The 16,106-nt window shown below is 64.6% G+C and carries 19 protein-coding genes; 12 read left to right on the top strand and 7 right to left on the bottom strand.

What is annotated here, in order from left to right; genetic code table 11:
* Positions 1 to 217: 217 nt before the first annotated feature.
* Positions 218 to 1,456 (bottom strand): MFS transporter, encoded by a 1,239-nt coding sequence (locus EJ072_RS34890; protein WP_126083297.1) that lies wholly within the window; start codon positions 1,454 to 1,456, stop codon positions 218 to 220.
* 89 nt (positions 1,457 to 1,545) lie between these two features.
* On the opposite strand from EJ072_RS34890, the gene EJ072_RS34885 reads away from it, so the two are divergent.
* On the top strand, positions 1,546 to 2,454 hold the full coding sequence (locus EJ072_RS34885; RefSeq protein WP_126083296.1) for a LysR family transcriptional regulator: 909 nt from the start codon (positions 1,546 to 1,548) through the stop codon (positions 2,452 to 2,454).
* A 12-nt stretch (positions 2,455 to 2,466) separates the two neighbouring features.
* On the opposite strand, the gene EJ072_RS34880 is transcribed toward EJ072_RS34885, so the two are convergent.
* Complete coding sequence (locus tag EJ072_RS34880; protein ID WP_245467112.1) at positions 2,467 to 2,994, bottom strand: hypothetical protein; 528 nt, start codon at positions 2,992 to 2,994, stop codon at positions 2,467 to 2,469.
* A gap of 142 nt (positions 2,995 to 3,136) precedes the next feature.
* Between EJ072_RS34880 and EJ072_RS34875 the strand changes: the two genes are divergently transcribed.
* The 6 genes from EJ072_RS34875 (at position 3,137) to EJ072_RS34850 (ending at position 7,365) form a co-directional block, all read left to right on the top strand.
* The gene (locus EJ072_RS34875; protein ID WP_126083295.1) at positions 3,137 to 3,688 is read left to right on the top strand and encodes an isochorismatase family protein; all 552 of its coding nucleotides are present in this window, start codon (positions 3,137 to 3,139) and stop codon (positions 3,686 to 3,688) included.
* A 150-nt stretch (positions 3,689 to 3,838) separates the two neighbouring features.
* Positions 3,839 to 4,480: a transposase gene (locus tag EJ072_RS34870; RefSeq protein WP_126083294.1), complete on the top strand. Its 642-nt coding sequence runs from the start codon at positions 3,839 to 3,841 to the stop codon at positions 4,478 to 4,480.
* Positions 4,432 to 4,875, top strand: coding sequence for a transposase (locus EJ072_RS34865; protein ID WP_126083293.1), 444 nt, complete (start codon positions 4,432 to 4,434; stop codon positions 4,873 to 4,875). The genes EJ072_RS34870 and EJ072_RS34865 overlap by 49 nt, the downstream gene beginning before the upstream one ends.
* A 183-nt stretch (positions 4,876 to 5,058) precedes the next feature.
* On the top strand, positions 5,059 to 5,514 hold the full coding sequence (locus tag EJ072_RS34860) for a GFA family protein (RefSeq protein ID WP_126083292.1): 456 nt from the start codon (positions 5,059 to 5,061) through the stop codon (positions 5,512 to 5,514).
* Between the two features lie 291 nt (positions 5,515 to 5,805).
* The gene (locus EJ072_RS34855) at positions 5,806 to 7,014 is read left to right on the top strand and encodes an amidohydrolase family protein (RefSeq protein WP_126083850.1); all 1,209 of its coding nucleotides are present in this window, start codon (positions 5,806 to 5,808) and stop codon (positions 7,012 to 7,014) included.
* A gap of 195 nt (positions 7,015 to 7,209) precedes the next feature.
* Complete coding sequence (locus tag EJ072_RS34850; protein ID WP_126083291.1) at positions 7,210 to 7,365, top strand: DUF1127 domain-containing protein; 156 nt, start codon at positions 7,210 to 7,212, stop codon at positions 7,363 to 7,365.
* A gap of 113 nt (positions 7,366 to 7,478) precedes the next feature.
* On the opposite strand, the gene EJ072_RS34845 is transcribed toward EJ072_RS34850, so the two are convergent.
* Together EJ072_RS34845 and EJ072_RS34840 are read right to left on the bottom strand one after the other, a co-directional pair.
* Positions 7,479 to 7,772, bottom strand: coding sequence for an antibiotic biosynthesis monooxygenase (locus EJ072_RS34845; RefSeq protein ID WP_126083290.1), 294 nt, complete (start codon positions 7,770 to 7,772; stop codon positions 7,479 to 7,481).
* Positions 7,773 to 7,795: 23 nt separating this feature from the next.
* Complete coding sequence (locus tag EJ072_RS34840; protein WP_126083289.1) at positions 7,796 to 8,110, bottom strand: GYD domain-containing protein; 315 nt, start codon at positions 8,108 to 8,110, stop codon at positions 7,796 to 7,798.
* Positions 8,111 to 8,480: 370 nt separating this feature from the next.
* Here EJ072_RS34840 and EJ072_RS34835 point away from each other — a divergent pair, with 370 nt between their 5' ends.
* Entirely contained in the window at positions 8,481 to 9,680 is a 1,200-nt protein-coding gene (locus EJ072_RS34835; protein ID WP_189343385.1) for a PLP-dependent aminotransferase family protein, read from the top strand.
* A 367-nt stretch (positions 9,681 to 10,047) separates the two neighbouring features.
* On the top strand, positions 10,048 to 10,593 hold the full coding sequence (locus EJ072_RS34830) for a YbhB/YbcL family Raf kinase inhibitor-like protein (RefSeq protein WP_126083287.1): 546 nt from the start codon (positions 10,048 to 10,050) through the stop codon (positions 10,591 to 10,593).
* A 200-nt stretch (positions 10,594 to 10,793) separates the two neighbouring features.
* Here the strand turns inward: EJ072_RS34830 and yghU are convergent, their stop codons facing one another.
* Entirely contained in the window at positions 10,794 to 11,663 is an 870-nt protein-coding gene (gene yghU, locus EJ072_RS34825) for a glutathione-dependent disulfide-bond oxidoreductase (RefSeq protein WP_126083286.1), read from the bottom strand.
* Between the two features lie 222 nt (positions 11,664 to 11,885).
* On the opposite strand from yghU, the gene EJ072_RS34820 reads away from it, so the two are divergent.
* On the top strand, positions 11,886 to 12,788 hold the full coding sequence (locus tag EJ072_RS34820; protein WP_126083285.1) for a S1C family serine protease: 903 nt from the start codon (positions 11,886 to 11,888) through the stop codon (positions 12,786 to 12,788).
* A 6-nt stretch (positions 12,789 to 12,794) separates the two neighbouring features.
* Positions 12,795 to 13,727, top strand: a complete 933-nt coding sequence (locus EJ072_RS34815) for a LysR family transcriptional regulator (RefSeq protein WP_126083284.1) — start codon at positions 12,795 to 12,797, stop codon at positions 13,725 to 13,727.
* Positions 13,728 to 13,754: 27 nt separating this feature from the next.
* Here EJ072_RS34815 and EJ072_RS34810 read toward each other — a convergent pair whose 3' ends face one another.
* The gene (locus tag EJ072_RS34810) at positions 13,755 to 14,492 is read right to left on the bottom strand and encodes an SDR family oxidoreductase (RefSeq protein WP_126083283.1); all 738 of its coding nucleotides are present in this window, start codon (positions 14,490 to 14,492) and stop codon (positions 13,755 to 13,757) included.
* Between the two features lie 104 nt (positions 14,493 to 14,596).
* On the bottom strand, positions 14,597 to 15,031 hold the full coding sequence (locus EJ072_RS34805) for a type II toxin-antitoxin system HicB family antitoxin (RefSeq protein ID WP_126083282.1): 435 nt from the start codon (positions 15,029 to 15,031) through the stop codon (positions 14,597 to 14,599).
* A 420-nt stretch (positions 15,032 to 15,451) separates the two neighbouring features.
* Here EJ072_RS34805 and EJ072_RS34795 point away from each other — a divergent pair, with 420 nt between their 5' ends.
* Positions 15,452 to 16,033 carry a YdeI/OmpD-associated family protein gene (locus tag EJ072_RS34795; RefSeq protein WP_126083281.1) on the top strand — a complete coding sequence of 194 codons (582 nt, stop codon included), beginning with the start codon at positions 15,452 to 15,454 and terminating at the stop codon, positions 16,031 to 16,033.
* The last annotated feature ends 73 nt before the right edge of the window (positions 16,034 to 16,106 follow it).

Genomic DNA, 16,106 nt, shown 5'->3' with positions numbered 1-16,106 from the left:
CGGCCAGAGCGCCTTTCAAAAAACGCCCATCCGCCTCGTGCGCTAAATATCGACTCCCATGCAAAACCCTCTCAGGGGGAGAAGGTGTCGCCGAAGGCGACGGATGAGGGGTGCTCCAGGGAATGCCGCCGTCCCACTCCGCTGGAACACCCCTCATCCGTCTCGGCGCTACGCGCCGATCCACCTTCTCCCACAAGGGGAGAAGGGAAAGATTGCGCTACTCCACCCAATCCACCACCAGCGCCACCACCCCGAATACCGCGCCTGTCGCGCACACCGCGGTCCAGCCGCCCCAGGCCCAGGCGAGGCCGGCCAGCAGCGAGCCGATCGCGCCACCGATGAAGAAGATGCCGACGAACAGCCCGTTGATGCGGCCGCGCGCCTTGGGCTGCAGGAGATTCACCGCGCGGCGGCCCAGCGTCTGGTCGCCGGTGACGCCGATATCGAGCAGCACGGCGCTGACGCCCATGAGGATGAGCGGCAGCCACGCCCCGCCGGCCTTGGCCGCGCCCGCCCATGCGGCAAGGCAGAGCGCCGCGATCAGCACGAGATGGCAGAGGACCGTTGCGGAGCGCGTGAAGCCGCGGTCGCCGGCGCGGCCGAAGACAGGCGTCACCGCCGCACCCCCGGCGCCGACCAGCGCGAAAAGCGCAATGCCTTTCTGGCCTAGGTCGAAGGGCGGAGCGGCGAGGCGCAGCGCCACCGCCGTCCAGAACACGCTGAAGGCGGCCATCACCAGGCTCGCCGTGAAGGCGCGGCGGCGCAGCACCGGTTCCTGGCGCAGAAGCAGAACCAACGAGGCGATGAGCCCCGCATAGCGCGCCTGCGCCAGCGGCCGCCGTCTCGGCAAGGTGAGGCCGAGCAGGATGGCAAGCAGCGCCAGCGCCGCGGCGCTGATGCCGTAGAAGGCACGCCAGCCGAAAGCGTCGGCGACGAGGCTGGCGATCGGACGCGACAGCAGGATGCCGATCATCAGCCCGCTCATCACGTCGCCGATGACGCGACCTTCCTGGCCCGGCGGCGCCATCGAGGCCGCCACCGGCACCAGCACCTGGATGCAGGAACAGGCGGCGCCGAGGATGAACAGCACAACCAGCAGCGAGGTGGCGGACGGCGCGAACGAAGCGACCGCTGCCGCGAGCACGGCCGCGCACAGCATGCGCAGCACCAGCACGCGGTTCTCGACCAGATCCGACAGCGGCACCAGGAAGAACAGCCCGGCCGCATAGCCGAGCAGGGTGGCCATCGAGACCAAGCCGCTCTCCGATGCCGCGGCGCCGAGCGACGGCCCGATCAGCCCGACCAGTGTCTGCGGCGCGAACAGATTGGTGACGATGATGCCGACCGAAGCGGCAAACAGCAGGGTCTGGGACGGGGTGATGGTGCTGCCGCAGGCATGTCGCGGCCGTTCGACGAGCTCGGCCGTGGCGATCCGCGCATTGTCTGTTCCGTTCATGGTGGCCTCGCATCTTTCGCGAGGACTTTATGGGCAACGATCATAATGCTACAATTGAAATGACCTGATAATGTTTATGCGAGTTGCGCATGAACATCCATGATCTCGAAGCCTTCGTCGCCGTCGTCGAAACCGGCTCGATCGTCGGTGCTTCGGCGAGGCTCAACCTCACCCAGCCCGGCGTGACGCGTCGGGTGCAGAATCTCGAGGAGCGGCTGGCGACGCCCTTGCTCGACCGCCAGTCGAAGCCGCTCAAACCCACCGCATCCGGCCGCGAGGCCTATGAGCATGGCCGCCGCGTGCTGCGCTCGCTGGAGGACCTGAAGGCGGGCGTCTCGCCGGCGGGCGAGGTGCGTGGTGAGTTCCGCCTCGGCGTCATGCCCTATCTCTCGACCAGCGCGCTGTCCGAGCCGCTCGACAGTCTTCGCGCGGCATTCCCGCAGCTGACGCTGAAGATCACCTCGAGCCTCTCGCCGCGCCTTGTGGAGCAGGTGCTGCACAGCGAGATCGACGCGGTGGCCGTCTGCCTCGCCGAGGGCGTCGCGCCGCCGCCCGAACTCGTCGGCGACGATCTCGGCGTGCAGGCGGTGCTGCTGGTGGCCTCGCCAAGCCTCGGCGTGCCGAAGCCCGCCGAGCTCGACGATCTTGCGCGCTACCCTTGGGTGCTCAACGAAACCGGCTGCGGCTTCCGCGCCTTCATCCGCCACCGTTTCGAGGCGGCGCGGCTGCCTTTCCATGTCGGCGTCGAGGCGCAGGTCGCGGACCTGAGAATGTCGCTGGTCGCGCGTGGCCACGGCATCGGCGTCGTCACGCCCGGCGCGCTGTCGGGCAGCCAATGGCGCGACGCGGTCGAGGTGGTCGACTGCCCCGGCTTCAAGCCGCAGGTGCGCTGCTGGCTGCTCCACCGCCCCCCGGCCGGCAGGCTGGCACGCCCGATCGCGGTCTTCCGCGAGGCGCTGGCCGAGGCGCTGAAGGGCCCGATGCCGCTGATATCGTAAAAGCCAGGCGCCTTATCTCCCCCCTGACCGTGGAAAAAGCGATTTCAGTACTTTGGCAAACCCAAGCGTTAGAGACTGCCAGAGGGAGCGGGCCGCAACGTCCGTCGAGTTCGCTATTTCCGGGTCTTGCGATCGGGGCAGGGAGGCGAGCCACGAATCCCAAAACTGCTGCTGCATGGAGACGAACACGGGCATCACATCGTAACCTTCGTCAAATATATTGACTAAGTCGCTCTCCTTGGGACGCTCCCCCGTTTTCACTTTGCAGACCACCAATCCACGACTCATCCCTGTCACGGTGCCTTCAGGGAAAACATTCGCGCTCGCGCCATAACAAAAGGGCAGTATTCCATCCACTTCGAGCTGCTTGCGGATTTGGCATAGGGCTTCGAAATAATCGTCTTCCTCGGCAACGATGACTTTGTCGCGATAGCTGCAGGTGAGCCTGCACCGAGTCCCCACATTCCGCGGCGTGAACACCGCCTGCTCGTCACCTGCCGTGCCCCCTCCGATCAGGAACACGGTGTATTGTTCATCCATTGTCATCCCCCAATCCTTTGGTCACATTAGTTGCAATGATTTATCAATGCAACTGAAAATTGCGTATGTGTTGACTAGAGTTGCTGCTTGCTGGCTCCTGCCTCGGCCTTGACCTAGCCCACACCCACGTTATCTTCGCGCAATGCCGAACGCCGCTCCCTCCGCCGCCGCGCCGCTCATCGTCATCGACCTGCAGACCGGCATGTTCGACGGTCGTTTCGACCCGCCGATCCATGACGCCGACTCCATCGCCGAGCGCTCGCGCACGCTGATCGACTGGGCGCGGCGCTCCGGCCGCAAGGTGGCGTTCATCCGCCATGACGGGCCGGAGGGCGATCCGCTCGCGCCGGGCGCCTCCGGCTGGCCGGTCTGGCCGCTGCTCGGCCAGGCGGCCGACGAGCCGACCTTCGGCAAGAAAATCGGCAACGCCTTCTCCAACCCCGAACTCGCCGAATGGGTGGCGGGGCAGGGCGCGAAGGACGTCTTGCTCATCGGCGCACAGACCGATTTCTGCGTCGCCGCAACCGTCAAGGGCGCCTTGGCCGAGGGCTTGGGCGTCACGGTGGTCTCCGACGCGCATTCGACTCTGGATTCGCTCGAGGAGAAAGCGCCCGACATCATCGCCCGCCACAATGAGGCCTTTGCCGGCCAGGGCGCGCGCTTGACGACGACGGCGGAGTTGACGGAAGGCTGAGCGCATTCTTCCTTCCCCCTTGTGGGAGAAGGTGTCGCCGAAGGCGACGGATGAGGGGTGCTCCAGGGAAAGCCAGCGTCTCACTCCGCTGGAACACCCCTCATCCGTCTCGGCGCTACGCGCCGATCCACCTTCTCCCCTCGGAGGGCTTTGCACGGAACTGAGTTGGTGATTCCGTATGTCCGGCATGAAGGGGAGATGATTCGGATGGTCGATCGCGTGCTTGGACAACTGAGCCTTGCGGATGGGCTGGTGTGGTCGGATGTGACGGAGCTTGACCAGATCTCGCGAGTGATCGACTGGGTGCCGATCAAGGCGCTTCTTGGTCAGCGCAGCGGACCAGGACGGGGCAATATTAGCTATCCGGCCGAGGCCTTGCTGCGCTGTCTGCTGCTTGGCGTGTGGAACAATCTCAGCGATCCTTCGCTGGAGGCACAACTGCGCGACCGGCTGTCGTTCCGCCGCTTTGCCGGTTTCAGCCTGTCGGACCCCACGCCGGACCATTCGACGTTGTGGCGTTTCCGCGAGGAGCTGAAGTGCGATGGGCTGATCGACCGGGTGTTTTATGAGATCACGCGGCAGCTTGAGCAGAAGGGGCTGATCGTCAAGCGCGGCACGTTGATTGATGCCTCCTTCATGCAGGCCGCCGCGCGCCCGCCGGCGAAGCCGAAGAAGGGTGAGGAGGCGACGGCGCGGCCATCGGCTGATGGCGAGCACGTTGGGGACGCAAGGGCAACAAGACCGTGTTCGGCTATAAGGTGCACAACGGCGTCGACGATGCTCATACGCTGATCCGGCGCATGGACTTCACGGATGCATCGGTCACCGATACCGAGCCGGCCGACGGCCTGATCATCGGGGACGAGAAGGCGGCCTATGGCGACCAAGCCTACTACACCCATGCCCGCCATGCCCGGCTGAAGCAGGCCAGCATCAAGGACCGGCTGATGCACAGAGCCAACAAGCACCATCCGCTGACGCCGCGTCAGAAGCAGCGCAACCGGCTGATCTCGAAGGTGCGGGCGGCAGTGGAGCGGCCGTTTGCAGTGTTCAAGCAGCGCTACGGCATGCGGCGACTGCGCTTCTTCAACCTTGCGACCAACCGGACGCAGTGCATGCTTGCCGGCTGCGGCTACAATCTGCAAAGAGCGGCCGCAGTCCTCTTCCCAAAGAGGAAGCCGGCATGAGGCGCAGTCCGCCCAAAATCCACTGCCATGGCGGCCTGAGGCCCCAAGAGCGAGGCAAAATAACCCGCCAAAGCGGCCAGAGCGCCTTTCAAAAAACGCCCATCCGCCTCGTGCGCTAAATATCGACTCCCATGCAAAACCCTCTCAGGGGGAGAACGGGAAACCCCAACCAAGGAGCCCATCTTGCCCACCCTCGCTCTGCCCGCCGAAGGAGGCTGCCGCTGCGGCCGCGTGCGCCTGAAAATCTCGGCAAAACCGCTGCTCACCATGGCCTGCCACTGCACCGGCTGCCAGCGCATGTCGTCCAGCGCCTATTCCCTGAGCGCGGCGATCCCCTCGGATGGTTTCGAGGTGACGAAGGGCGAGCCGGTGATCGGCGGCCTGCACGGCGCCTCGAAACACTATTTCTGCGGCTACTGCATGACCTGGATGTTCACGCGACCGGAAGGGATCGACTGGTTCGTCAATCTGCGCCCGACCATGCTCGACGACCATGCCTGGTTCGCGCCCTTCATCGAGACCTGGACGGCCGAGAAACTGCCCTGGGCGGCGACACCGGCCGTGCACAGCTACGAAGCGCTGCCTGCCTTCGAGGAATATGAGCGGCTGGTCACCGAATACGCCGGAGCGCAGAAGTAAAACGGCGACCCAGGGCAAGGTCGCCGTCGCATTCTGTTCATGGTCGACGCGTCCGTTGGGGGCGCATTGTTGGGGATGTGCTTGGGCGTCCGCGTCGACCACGGCGGCCTCATACCGCAGACTTCACCATGGCACATTTGCCGCTCGCTGAAACTTACGCGAAAGCGGTATATAACAGGCGTTGTACTTGGCTTCTTCCACAACGGGAGAAGGCAAGGGCGAAACACTTTCTATCCAATCCCGCATTGACCTTGGCCAGCCAAGCGACGACCACTGATGCGTTCACTTTCAATGGGATGCATCTTGAACCAGACTCATTTCCTCAACGCCAGGCTCGCCGACGGCACGGTCGTTGATCTCACTGTCGAGGGCGGCCGCTTCAGCGCTGTGGCGCCTGCGGCGAACACGACGCCGCCGACGGACGGCGCCGTCGACCTCGCCGGACAGCTCGTGCTGCCAGCCTTCGTCGATGGCCACATCCATCTCGACACCTCCTTCTACGGCGACGCCTGGCGCCCGCACATTCCCTGCACCAACGGCTTCGACGTGCGCGAGCGCGTCGCTTTCCAGATGCGCAACCTCGAGCAGGCAACACCCATGGCGGAGCGCGCGAAGAACCAGCTCGAGCTTTGCGTCGGCCATGGCAGCCTCGCCATGCGCAGCCATGTCATGGTCGATGCCGCGGTCGGGCTGAAGCATGTCGAGACGATCCTCGCCGTGCGGGAGAAATATCGCGACCTGATCGACATCCAGCTTGTCGCCTTCCCGCAGAGCGGCATCCTGTCCTCGCCTGGCACGGCGGAACTGCTCGACGAGGCGCTCAAGCTCGGCTGCGACCTGATCGGCGGGCTTGATCCGGCGAGCTTCGACCGCGACGTGAAAGGGCACCTCGATGTGATGTTCGGCCTTGCCGAAAAACGCGGCGCCGGCATCGACATCCACCTGCATGACCGCGGCACGCTCGGCCTCTTCGAGATCGAGGAGATCGTCGCCCGTGCCACGGCGTCGGGCATGCAAGGCAAAGTCGCCGTCAGCCACGCCTATGCGCTGGGCGACATCTCCGCCGATGCGTTGGCCAGGGCTGGCGAGAGGATCGCCGCCGCCGGCGTCTCCATCATGACCAACGCGCCCGGCGACCATGCCTTTCCGCCGGTGGCCGCGCTTCGCAAGGCCGGCGTCACCGTGTTCGCCGGTTCCGACAACATCCGCGATTCCTGGTGGCCCTATGGTGATGGCGACATGCTGAACCGCGCCAATATGATCGGCTATCGCTCCGGCTTCTACGAGGATCGGGAGTTGGAAACAGCTTACGACGTTGTGAGCCATGCCGGCGCCAAGGCGCTGGGGCTGGAGGGCTACGGCATCGCCGTCGTCGCCAAAGCCGATTTTGTCGCGCTGAGGGCCGAGCATGTCCCGGAAGCGGTGGTGGCGGTGCCGAAGGATCGCACCGTCTATCGCGCGGGCAAGGAAGTGGCGCGGAATGGCAAGGTGACCGCGTAGCACAACCGGGCGTGCGCCCTGGGGCCGCATGCTCGATCCCCCGAATTAATTTGCACACATATGTTTCAGGCTGCTCCGGCTTCGTGAGGCATTTCACCGTTCGCGCGCAATCCACCGGTTACAGACGCATTGCAAAAGCGGCGCCGGGTGAAGAGGAGGCGCCGGTTTTGCGCCGCCTATTTATGGGAGCTTTCCATGTTCAAAAGTCTCAACCGGATTCGCGCCGCCTTCGCGCAGGCCAGCAAGCGCCGCCGCACGACGCGCGAGCTGAACGAGCTGCCGCCCGAGATCCGCAAGGACATCGGCTGGCCGCAGGCCGCGCAGGACGACGAGATTCGGTTGCCGTTCTGAGACGAGCGCCAAGGCGCCACGCAGCGCGCCGGCTTCTTGCGGCGCTTGTTGTCGACGGCGCCGGCTGGCCGCGCAAGGCGGTCCCTCCGGCGCCAGACGGGGGCGCCTTCAGCCTATATCTCCGCAACGACCGAGCCGGACACCGGATCCGTCACGCCGAGATCGCCGCCCAGGTCTTCGAGCATATCGCGGAACGTGTCGAGAATGCCGATCATCATCGGGCGCGCCGCGGCGAGGCTGTCCATGTCGTTCCATTCGCCGACCATGCAGAAGGTGCGCTCGCCGGTCTTGATCAGGGCGCCCTTGCGAAAGCCCTTGGCGTTCAGCGAGACCTTTTCGTGTGCTTCGACGAAGGCCTTCTCCTTGCCCGGCTTGGTGCGAAAACGGACTACGTTATAGGCGGTCATGGCGTCCTCCCTTCGATGCGACATCAGCCCGCCGGCTTGTAGGCGCCGGCGGCCTTGTTGGCTGCCGCAATCACCGCCTTCATGTCGAGCTCTTCCAGAACGACGAGATCGCTCACCGAGCCGCTCGCGCGCACGGCAAGCGTCATCCCCATCCCGGCAATCTGGTCCGGCACCTCGCCATTGACGATGACGTCGTAAAGGCCGCGCGTGAACATCAGGCTGTTCATCTTCCCGCCCACGCTTTCAAACAGCGCCGCGATTGCAACTTCCCGGTTCGATCCTTGCATGAGCCCCTTGGCGGCATGGGGTTCGTAACTCGCCAGTATGGTAACCTTCATGGGATCCTCCTCCAAATATCACTGCCTCGGCCACCCAATGATGAGGGCAGCACGGACGTGCCTGTTTCTCCTTACATTTGACTGGTCTGTGGACCGCCTGGGCAACACGGCCGACGGCGGCTCAACCGCAGCGAGGCTCCGGCTTGGAGTAATATGCGCCTTTTCTAATATAACGGCAATCTGCCATCCGCCATCTGCCGGGAGCCGATGACCGAATTTTCCATTAGCATTTGCGGAAATCCGTGGGCCAAATGTCGCCTCGCCTATGCGCCATGACCGTTTTGTGTATTCACGCGGGCGATATGGCCTGATAATAGGTCAACCAAGCTGACCTAAATAGAAGCACTTCGGGAGGTGCGCCTTGACCCTGATGAACCTTCTGGCCTCGCGCTCGTCGCGCATGAAAGCCTCGGAAATCCGCGAGCTGCTGAAGCTGCTCGACCAGCCCGACATAATCTCCTTCGCCGGCGGCATTCCGGACCCGTCGCTGTTTCCCGCGCAGGCCATCGGCGACGCCTATCAGGCGGTGCTGGGCGGCAGGGAGGCGGGGACCGCGCTGCAATACCAGGTCAGCGAGGGCTATCTGCCGCTGCGCAAATGGCTGGCCGCCTATATGGGCAAGCTCGGCGTTCAATGCGACGAGGGCAACATCTTCATCACCTCCGGCTCGCAGCAGGCGCTCGACTATCTCGGCAAGCTGTTCCTGTCGCCGGGCGACACAGCCCTGGTCACCTGGCCGACCTATCTCGGCGCGCTGCAGGCCTTCAACGCCTACGAGCCGCGCTATGACCGGCTGAACACCGCCGGCGGCAACATGACGCCCGAGGCCTATCGGGCCGCCGCGGCGGCAAATGGCGGTAAGGTGAAGTTCGCCTATCTGGTACCGGATTTCGCCAACCCGACCGGCAACACGCTGGACGTCAAGCAGCGCGAGGCGGTGCTCGACCTCGCGGGCGAGCTCGACATCGCCGTCATCGAGGACGCCGCCTATCGCGCGCTGCGCTATGACGGGGAGGGCGTGCCGCCGATCCTGGCGCTCGACTGCGCCCGCTCCGGCGGCATCGATCATGCCCGCACGCTTTATTGCGGGTCCTTCTCGAAGATCCTGTCGCCCGGCATGCGCGTCGGCTGGGTCTGCGCGCCGCGCCATGTCGTGGAGAAGCTGGTGCTGATGAAGCAGGCGTCCGACCTGCACAGCCCCTCGATCAACCAGATGGTCATGCACCGCGTCGCCGACACCATCTTCGACACCCAGGTGGAAAAGCTGATCGGCGCCTACCGCAAGCGGCGCGACGCGCTGCTCGGCGCGCTCCAGGCCAACATGCCCGACGGCATTTCCTGGAGCCGCCCGGAAGGCGGGATGTTCGTCTGGCTGACCCTGCCGGAAGGCGTCGACGCCACCGAGCTTCTGGCGCGTTCGGTCAAGGAGGCGCGCGTCGCCTTCGTGCCCGGCAACGCCTTCTATGCCGACGGCACCGGCCGCAACACGCTGCGCATGTCATTCACCCTTGCCGACGACCGCGCGGTGAACGAAGGCGTGCCGCGGCTGGCGAAGCTGCTGCGCGGTTAGGCCTTCAATCACCGCCGCCTCGCGCAGGCGTGATTGGTAGTGCGCAGGCGTGATTGTCCGCGCGGCCCATTCCTCGGCTAGGGTCGCGGCCGATCCAACACCCCCTGGATCGACCCGACCGTGGGGTCCCACCTCCATGGTCCGTACGAAAGAGCCCCGACGGCCTCCACCGGCGGGGCTTTTTTCGCTGTCCCGGCGGTCAGCGCGCCGCCTTGCCCTTTTTCGGGCCGCTTTTCCGCTACGCTAGAGCAATTCCAGGAAAAGTGTGAGCGGTTTTCCGTCCGGAATTGCGTCAAAACAAAGGGATAGAGCGGTTCGCCGTTTCCGTGAAACGGTGAAACGCTCTATAGTATTCAGGGAGGATCACATGACCTTGCGTTTCGGCTTGACCACGCTTGCCCTTGTCGCCTTAGCCGGCCATGCGGCGGCCTTCGAGATCTCCAGCCCGTCAGTCTCCGACGGCAAATGGAATGCGAAATATCTCGGCGACAAGGCTGGCTGTGGCGGCAAGAGCGTCTCGATCGCGCTCGCCTGGAAGGACCCGCCGGCCGGCACCAAAAGCTATGCGCTGACCATGTTCGACACCGACGCCAATGGCGGCAAGGGTTTCTGGCACTGGCTGGCCTGGAACATCCCGGCCAGCGCCAAGGGCCTGGGCGAGGGCGCCGGCGCCGAGGGCGGCAAGAGCATGCCCAAGGGCTCGGTGCTGGGCAAGGGTGGCGTCGGCCGCGCCGGCTATTTCGGCCCATGCCCGCCGCCCGGCAGCGGCCAGCATCACTATGTCTTCACGCTGTATGCGTTGGGCGAGAAGACGCTGCGCATACCGGAGAACCCATTGCCGGATATGGTCTCCGTCGCCGCCAAGAGTTCGGCGCTGGGCGAGGCGACGGTGACGTATACGTATGGGAGGTAGCTACAGTTGATCTCCCGGCGACCTTCGCCTTCGTCATCCTAGGGCGAAGCAAGGAGCGAAGCGACGCGCGCAGACCCTAGGATCCATGCCGTTACGCTAAGGCATTGAAACGGTTAAGAATTCTGCTCCGTTGCGCCCTTCGGCGCGCGTCACGGCATGGATCCTCGGGTCTAGCCCGAGGATGACGAATGTCGGCGGGGTTACTCCGCCGCTTCCAACTTGTCCTGCGTCTTCGTCTCGAAGTCGCTGGCGTCGTGGCGCTCGCGCAGCTGGAAGGCCGGATCGCCGGACATGCGGTTGACCATGCGGCCGCGTGTCACGGCCGGCCGCGCGTCGATCGCGTCGGCCCAGCGCTGCACGTTCTTGTATTCATGCACCGACAGGAACTGCGCGGCGTCATTGTAGCTGCGGCCCTTGGCGAGCCCGCCATACCATGGCCACACCGCCATGTCGGCGATCGTGTAGTCCGGGCCTGCGAGATATTCGCTCTCCGCCAGCCGGCGGTCGAGCACGTCCATCTGCCGCTTGGTCTCCATGGCGAAGCGGTCGATGGCGTATTCGATCTTTTGCGGCGCATAGGCGTAGAAATGGCCGAAGCCGCCGCCGAGATAGGGCGCCGAACCCATCTGCCAGAACAGCCAGGAGAAGGTTTCCGCGCGCGCCGCGCGCTCGGTGGGCAGGAATTCGCCGAATTTTTCCGCGAGATAGGTGAGGATCGAGCCGGACTCGAACACACGCACCGGCTTCGGCTCGCTGTGGTCCATGAGCGCCGGGATCTTCGAGTTTGGATTGACATGGACGAAGCCGCTGCCGAACTGGTCGCCGTCGCCGATCTTGATCAGCCAGGCATCGTATTCCGCGCCGGTGTGGCCAAGCGCCAGAAGCTCCTCGAGCATGATCGTCACCTTCTGGCCGTTGGGCGTGGCCAGCGAGTAGAGCTGCAACGGGTGCTTGCCGACCGGCAGTTCCTTCTCATGCGTGGGGCCGGCGATCGGCCGGTTGATCGAAGCGAACTGGCCGCCATTGGGCTTGTTCCAGGTCCAGACTTTCGGCGGGATATATTGGTCCATGTCGGAGGCCTTGTGTTTCGCGCAGGGCGGAGCGTTTCGTGAAGGGCGGGAAATCTGCCACGATGCCGATAGACTTAGGTGCGGTTGCGCGCGCGTCAAAGAAAAAAGTTCAACCTTCGTTGAACTACCGCTTGTGCCAGCCCCGCAACGGGAAAATCCACCCTTGCGCCGCGCTCCTTCGGCCATACTTATAGAACAAAACCCGCAACGCAGGATGGATCGATGACCGTCGAGAAAATTTCGCGCTCCGTCGTTGCCGTGCGCGCCACGGTTCCGGACGATGCTTTCACCGCCAATGCGCTGGGCACGCGCCGCGAGGGCAGCGGCGTGGTGATCCGCGACAATGGCCTTGTGCTCACGATAGGCTACCTCATCACCGAGGCCGAGGAAGTGTGGCTGACCGATCAGGATGGCCGCGTGGTCGCCGCGCATGCGCTGGCCTACGACCAGGAGACCGGCTTTGGCCTCGTGCAGGCGCTGTCGCCGCTCAACCTTCCGGCTGTCCAGTTAGGCGATGCCAGGAAGGCCAACGTCGGTGACGCGGTGACGCTTGCCGACGGCATCGGCCAGCAGGTCGACGCCCACATCGTCACCAAGCAGGAATTCGCCGGCTATTGGGAATATCTGATCGACGAGGCGATCTTCATCGCGCCCGCGCATCCGTCCTGGGGCGGGGCGGCGCTGTTCGACCGCGACGGCAAGCTGCTCGGCATCGGCTCGCTGCGGCTGCAGATGAGCCGCGCCGGCGAGGTGGCCGACATCAACATGGTGGTGCCCATCGATCTTCTGACGCCGATCCTCGATGATCTCATCAAGCGCGGCCAGGCGGCGAAAGCGCCGCGTCCGTGGCTCGGCGCCTTCTCGGCAGAGTCGAACGGCATGGTGGTGGTGATGAGCGTCGCCGAAGGCGGCCCGGCAGCCAAGGCGGGCCTGCGCCAGGGCGACATCATCTCCGACGTGCGCGACGGTGAGGTGGACGGCCTGGCCGATTTCTACAGGAAACTCTGGCAGAATCCGGCCGGCTCGGAAATCCCGCTGCGCGTCGTGCGCGACGGCCGCGAGACCTGGCTGCGCGTCAAATCCGCCGACCGCAATTCCTTCCTTAAGAAGCCGCAACTGCAGTAGCGCCGGATGCATCCAAGGCTGCTGAAAACCTTTCTGGCGGTCGCGCGGACGGGCAACGTCACGCGCGCCGCGCAGGAGGTCAATCTCGCCCAGTCGAGCGTCAGCGATCAGATCCAGGCGCTGGAAACCGAGCTTGGAGCCGGCCTGTTCACCCGCTCGCGGCAGGGGCTCACCCTGACGCCGGCGGGCGAGGCCCTGAAACCCTATGCCGAGGACCTGCTGGCGCTTGCCGACGCCGCCCGCGCCGCCGTCGATGCCACCAAAGCCGACATGGCAGGCAGCCTGTCGATCGGCGCGCTGGAGACGATCGCCTCGGCAAGGCTGGCTCCATGGCTCGCCCGTTTCCGTGCCGCCCATGCCGGCATCGACATCAAGCTCCGGATCGCCGGCAGCGGCGACTTGCTGCGCAGGCTCAGCGATGGCGAGATCGATGTCGCCTTCTGCTTCGAGCGGCCGCCTGAGCTCGATACCAGCGCATCCGACCAGCGCCTTGCCAGGCGCGTGGTGGCGGTCGAGCCGCTGGCGCTGATCGCGCCGCCTGGCGACAACCATGTGGATGTCGACCTGGCGACGCTGGCCGAGAAGCATTTCGTTGCCACCGAGACCGGCTGCGTCTACCGCGCCATGGTCGACAAGGCGTTCGGCGAAGCGGGGCTTGGCAAGCCAAGGCTGGCCGCCGAAGCCGGCAGCATCGACGCCATCGCCGGACTGGTGGCGGCCGGCGCCGGCTTTGGCCTCGTGCCGCGGCTGGCGGTCGCCGCCGCGATCGATCGCGGCGAGGTGGCCGAGCTTGCCTGGCCCGGCCCGGTCCGTTCCGCCGACATCGTGATGGTCTGGCGTCGCCGCCGCGTCCTGCCGCCGTCGCTGAAGGCGCTGTTCGAGCAATTCCAGGAAAAGTGTGCAACGGTTTTCCGTCCGGAATTGCGCAAAAACAAATAGCCGCTGCAGGAGAGGGCTTCGCGCCGGTCACACCAGCCGGTGGCCGCCCTCGACATGCAGCGTCTCTCCCGTCGTGAAGCCGTTGCCGATCAGGAAGCGGATTGCATCGGCGATGTCTTCCGGCTTTCCGACGCGTCCGGCGGGTAACCGCTCAGCCATCGCGGCCAGAGTCTCGCCCTTCCGGTCGCCGGCGACGAACTCCCAAATCGGCGTGTCGACCCAGCCCGGCGAGACGGCGTTGACGCGGATCGGCGCCAGCTCGACCGCCAAGGCTCGCACCAGCCCCTCCAGCGCCGCATTGACGGCGGCGACCACCGAGCCGCGCGCTGCCGGCCGGTAGGCCGCGATACCGGTGACGAAGGTGAGCGAGCCTGTCGGCGGCAGCTTCGGCGCCCCACGCTTTGCGAGCAGCAGCGGCCCGTAAAACTTGCTCTCCACCACTCGCTGCGCGGCCGAAAGCTCGATGTCGGGCAACAGCCGGTAGGCGCCTTCGATCGCGGCCGCGGTGCTGACGATATGATCGAGCCGGCCGATGCGCTCGAACAGCGCCGCGACCTCATCCTCGCGGCTGACGTCGACCACCGCCGTTTCGAGCGCTCCCGGCCGGCCGAGCCCATCCCGCGCAGCATCCAGCTTCGCTTCGCCACGCCCGGCGATGATGACGTGCGCGCCTTCCTGGAGGCAGCGCCTGGCGAGCGCCAGCCCCATGCCCGAACTGCCGCCGACGATCAGGATCTTTTCCATGTCCATGCCTTTCCTTTGCATGGACGGTCATGTGGCAGGCCAACCCGCGAAGCGGAAACGGAAGAAGCCGATAGTGGTATCGGAAGGCCCGATGATGGATCGGCCGCCCAGGCTCGCCGGCAAAGTCAGGCGGCCTTGTGGAACTCCATGTCAAAGCGCAGCGGATGGCCGAGCGCCTTGAACGCCTCCTCGAGCGAGTCGAGCCGTGAATTGTGGTCGAGCCGGAACAGCCGATCGACATGCTCCCGTTGGCATTTCAGCTCGCGCATCAGATCGGCCCGACTCCAGCCCTTTTCCCTCAAGGCCATGTAGAGAGCCGATTTCAGGAAGACGAGCGCCGGGACTTCCACAAACCATCCCTTGCCCTTGGTTTCCTTGAGCGGGAAGGGGATATCATCCCCATGCGCAATTCGGGCGGCGATGGCTTCCTCGATGGCATTGCGTCCATTGCGGCAGGCTTCCTCTTTTGTGCCGCCATACGAGACCACCTCGTCGAATTGAGGCGCCGTAACCAGCCAGGTATCGTTGTCGTCGGGCGTGAGAGCGACTTCATACCACATACACGGTCTCCTCTATTTCAGGCCCAGATCCTTCTTGATCTTCTCGACCAGACGCGTTCCAAGCTCCTTGCCGCCGCCATGCATCGGCAGCTGCGAGACCTTGTCTTTAAAACGAACAGTCAGGTGACCGCTCCCACCGCGGTGGGTTTCAAAAGGTGCATCCCTGCTTGGCGAGCCAGCGCCGGAATTCGCTTGCGTTCATAAAAGATAGCGTATTCCACACATCTGTGGAAGTCAACAGAAGTGTGGGGTTGTTCAAGTCGTTGGAGAATTAGGAGAAATTGTCTTGGGTTAGCGCATCAATTCGAAAAGAGGAATCCGCCAGACCAGCCTAACGCCTGTTGACGGAAACTGGCACCAGCTCTCGCTACAATCGCCGAGGAATCGTCGACACTGCTGGCGGCGAAAAACGAGGTGACAATGGCCCCGATCAAGGTCGATCCGGACAAGGTCCGGGAATTCCCCGATGCGCAAAGCTTCCATGCCTGGCTGGCCGACAACCACGCCTCTGAAAGCGAGGTCTGGATCAAGATCCACAAGGTCGGCTCGGGCCTCGCCTCGATCACGCCGAAGGAGGCGGTCGACGTCGTGCTCTGCTTCGGCTGGATCGACGCGGTGCGCAAGTCGCTCGACGACAAGAGCTTCCTGCAGCGCTACACGCCGCGCGGTAAAAAGAGCATCTGGAGCAAGATCAACATCGACAATGTCGCGCGCCTGGTCGAGGCGGGCCGCATGACCGAGCACGGCCTGCGCGAGGTCGAGGCTGCCAAGGCCGACGGCCGCTGGGACCGTGCCTATGCCGGCTCGAAGGAGATGATGCAGGCCGCGATCGATGCCGAGCCGAAGGCGAAAGCGATGCTGGAAAAGCTCTCGGCGCAAAACCGCTTCGCGCTCGCCTTCCGCACCAACAACATGAAGACCGAGGCGGGGCGCAAGAAGAAGATCGCCGATCTGGTGGCCATGCTGAAGCGCGGCGACACCATCCATCCGCAGAAGAAGTAAGGCATGATCCCGAAAAGTGGTTGCCGGTTTTCGGAGAAGATCATGCCTCACTAAGGCAACCAAAAAACGCCGC

The sequence above is a fragment of the Mesorhizobium sp. M2A.F.Ca.ET.046.03.2.1 genome, from assembly GCF_003952425.1.
In the GTDB taxonomy this organism is placed as follows: domain Bacteria; phylum Pseudomonadota; class Alphaproteobacteria; order Rhizobiales; family Rhizobiaceae; genus Mesorhizobium.
This window is presented reverse-complemented; position numbering and strand designations above follow the sequence as displayed.

Coding starts and splice junctions, on each gene's coding strand:
- EJ072_RS34820 (WP_126083285.1), top strand. CDS start 11,886: ATGACCGTCGAGAAAATTTCGCGCTCCGTCGTTGCCGTGCGCGCCACG.
- EJ072_RS34880 (WP_245467112.1), bottom strand. CDS start 2,994: ATGGATGAACAATACACCGTGTTCCTGATCGGAGGGGGCACGGCAGGT.
- EJ072_RS34875 (WP_126083295.1), top strand. CDS start 3,137: ATGCCGAACGCCGCTCCCTCCGCCGCCGCGCCGCTCATCGTCATCGAC.
- EJ072_RS34840 (WP_126083289.1), bottom strand. CDS start 8,110: ATGAAGGTTACCATACTGGCGAGTTACGAACCCCATGCCGCCAAGGGG.
- EJ072_RS34805 (WP_126083282.1), bottom strand. CDS start 15,031: ATGTGGTATGAAGTCGCTCTCACGCCCGACGACAACGATACCTGGCTG.
- EJ072_RS34855 (WP_126083850.1), top strand. CDS start 5,806: ATGGGATGCATCTTGAACCAGACTCATTTCCTCAACGCCAGGCTCGCC.
- EJ072_RS34890 (WP_126083297.1), bottom strand. CDS start 1,456: ATGAACGGAACAGACAATGCGCGGATCGCCACGGCCGAGCTCGTCGAA.
- EJ072_RS34885 (WP_126083296.1), top strand. CDS start 1,546: ATGAACATCCATGATCTCGAAGCCTTCGTCGCCGTCGTCGAAACCGGC.
- EJ072_RS34795 (WP_126083281.1), top strand. CDS start 15,452: ATGGCCCCGATCAAGGTCGATCCGGACAAGGTCCGGGAATTCCCCGAT.
- EJ072_RS34850 (WP_126083291.1), top strand. CDS start 7,210: ATGTTCAAAAGTCTCAACCGGATTCGCGCCGCCTTCGCGCAGGCCAGC.
- EJ072_RS34810 (WP_126083283.1), bottom strand. CDS start 14,492: ATGCAAAGGAAAGGCATGGACATGGAAAAGATCCTGATCGTCGGCGGC.
- EJ072_RS34815 (WP_126083284.1), top strand. CDS start 12,795: ATGCATCCAAGGCTGCTGAAAACCTTTCTGGCGGTCGCGCGGACGGGC.
- EJ072_RS34845 (WP_126083290.1), bottom strand. CDS start 7,772: ATGACCGCCTATAACGTAGTCCGTTTTCGCACCAAGCCGGGCAAGGAG.
- EJ072_RS34830 (WP_126083287.1), top strand. CDS start 10,048: ATGACCTTGCGTTTCGGCTTGACCACGCTTGCCCTTGTCGCCTTAGCC.
- EJ072_RS34835 (WP_189343385.1), top strand. CDS start 8,481: ATGAACCTTCTGGCCTCGCGCTCGTCGCGCATGAAAGCCTCGGAAATC.
- yghU (WP_126083286.1), bottom strand. CDS start 11,663: ATGGACCAATATATCCCGCCGAAAGTCTGGACCTGGAACAAGCCCAAT.